The organism is Pedobacter sp. 05L430, assembly GCF_056397585.1.
The window spans coordinates 1-940 of the sequence record NZ_JBFTNT010000566.1 but is presented as its reverse complement, the minus strand read 5'-3'; the positions used below and the strand labels follow the sequence as shown (position 1 = coordinate 940).

Sequence of the window (940 nt, the reverse complement as noted above, 5' to 3'; positions counted from 1 at the left end):
AGTTAACATTGTCATTTTTAAAAGCATATATAATAGCTAAGTTTTCCAAAGTATTTACATGTTTTGGATCTATATCAAGTGCTGCTTTATAGTAAGGAATTGCCTGATCTATGAATTTAGTCATTTTAGTACCCAACTCACTAAATTCTTTAGTTTTCTTAGGATCTAAAGCATTTCTTTGAGTTTGTATAGCAAGTGCTTGTTTATAGTAAGTATCACCTAGTAACGACTGATAGTTTGCATTTTTAGGCTCTTTTGCTACCAATTTACCAAGCATTTCCTGTGATTTAGCAATATCTCCTCTTTTTAAGTAAATGTCAGTTTCAACACCTATAAAATAAGGATCCTCAGGATACTTAGCAGATGCTTCTTTTAATATAGTTAAACCTGCAACACTATCCTTTATATCATCAAAAGTAGTTTTGATGATATCATTATAAAGCATTTTAGAATCTTTGTAGTTCAGCTCAATAGCTCTTTTAAAGTTTCTAACTACTTCAGGGTAGTTTTTTGCTTCTTTAGCCACAACACCAGCGTTGATAAACATGGCTGTGTCATTAGGGTTTTTGGCAGTTACTTCATTAAATGCTGCTAAAGCTCCAGCGAAATCTTTCTTTTGGTAAGCGTAGATTCCTCTGTTTCTCATTGCATCCTGAATAGTCAGTCTGGCATTTTCAATGTTTTCTTTTTCATTGCCTTTAGTATCTAATGCTTTTGCTTTTTCTACCGCTTCTTCAGCAATTTTTTGATTTGCAGATGAATTGGCAGCATCTAATGAATCTACCAATGCAATTCTTGAAGCAAATAATGCTCTGTACGACCAAGATTCAACCAGGTCTTTAGATTTCTCATGAGCAATTGCTTTATCTGTATGTGCCAATCCTTCATTAAGAGTTTTTAAATTGTCAGCCAAAGTTTTGTCTTTGTTTAAAGACAAAAG

At 33.0% G+C, this 940-nt stretch carries 1 protein-coding gene; it reads right to left on the bottom strand.

Annotated features, from left to right (window positions below; translation table 11 throughout):
• On the bottom strand, positions 1 to 913 hold a 913-nt coding region (locus tag AC1DG9_RS27345; protein ID WP_477635732.1), incomplete at its 3' end, for a tetratricopeptide repeat protein.
• Between the last annotated feature and the right edge of the window lie 27 nt (positions 914 to 940).